This is a genomic window from Thalassospira sp. MCCC 1A01428 (genome assembly GCF_002115825.1).
GTDB lineage: Bacteria > Pseudomonadota > Alphaproteobacteria > Rhodospirillales > Thalassospiraceae > Thalassospira.
Genome location: NZ_JFJZ01000168.1, coordinates 1 through 538 on the forward strand (window position 1 = coordinate 1; position 538 = coordinate 538).

Consider the following 538-nt stretch of genomic DNA (forward strand, 5'->3'; position numbering starts at 1 on the left):
GTTGAAATGTATATATTACATGGCGGATTTCCGCCAAAAACCTATCCGTTTTGCAGGTTGCACCGTGGCATCTCATGTGGATGATTGGCGGCCTATCACTCCCTCCTCTGATTACCTTTAAGAGCAATAGGCCGGAATACGTGAGAGTTGCCATTTATGCCCGTCATTCGACGGATCGTCAGATCACAAGCAGCCATGACCAGATATCCAGATGTGAAGCCTATTGCCTGGCAAAGAACTACCAGATCACCGATATTTATCACGATGAAGCCTTTTCCGGCGCAATGATGGAAAACCGGCCCGGAATTTCCAGCCTGCTTATGGCAGCATTCGACAACCGGTTTGACCGCATCATCTGTGAAGATCTCTCGCGCATCAGTCGCGACCAGGCAGACGTAGCCCATTTCTTCAAGAAAATGGTTTTTGTCGGCATTGAGGTCGAAACCATCAGCGAAGGTGTGATCAACGAGCTGCATATCGGCCTGAAAGGCACAATGAATGCGCTTTACCTCAAGGACCTGTCGGATAAGACCCATCG

The 538-nt window shown here is 49.3% G+C and carries 1 protein-coding gene; it reads left to right on the forward strand.

Translation table 11 applies throughout. The features are described from left to right. Positions 1-140 precede the first annotated feature (140 nt). A partial coding sequence (locus THS27_RS26440; protein ID WP_168185037.1) for a recombinase family protein occupies positions 141-538 on the forward strand: 398 nt, incomplete at its 3' end.